At 56.2% G+C, this 507-nt stretch carries 1 protein-coding gene; it reads right to left on the bottom strand.

The features are described from left to right. Window positions 1-68: 68 nt before the first annotated feature. Window positions 69-507 (bottom strand): thioredoxin fold domain-containing protein (locus JK635_RS05845; RefSeq protein WP_202653053.1); only part of this gene is annotated, 439 nt, incomplete at its 5' end.

The raw sequence follows: 507 nt of genomic DNA, 5'->3' as shown, positions 1-507 counted from the left end.
CGGAAAGGATGGAAAGCTGAATCGGTGTAAAAACTTGGACATAAAAACTTTCATGAAAGAGTGCGAGCTCAGATTGCTGATGGCAAATTGGCCGGGGGCGGTTTCACCGCATTGAGGGATGCCAGGAATTTCTCGGCGTTCTGGTACCCGATCACGCGGCGGCCGGCGATTTCGCTGCCTGCGGGGTCAAAGAAAATAATGCCTGGCGGGCCGAACAGCCCAAAGCGCTTGAGCAAAGCACGGTCGTCATCATTATTGGCCGTCACGTCGACCTGCAGCAGCAGCATGTCGGCAAACTGCGCCTGGACACGCGGGTCGGAAAAAGTCAGCTTTTCCATTTCAATGCAGGAAACGCACCAATCGGCATAGAAGTCCAGCATGACCACCTTGCCCGGTTTTGCTGCCAAGATCGCATCCAGTTCCTGCACCGAACTGATCCGCGTAAATGACGTTGCATGCACCCCCTCGCCGGTGACATGGGCCAATGGCGCCAGCGGATCGCGCGAG

Origin of the sequence: Neobacillus paridis, from assembly GCF_016765675.1 — a bacterium.
Taxonomy (GTDB): Bacteria; Bacillota; Bacilli; order Bacillales; family Cytobacillaceae; genus Neobacillus; species Neobacillus paridis.
This window is presented reverse-complemented; position numbering and strand designations above follow the sequence as displayed.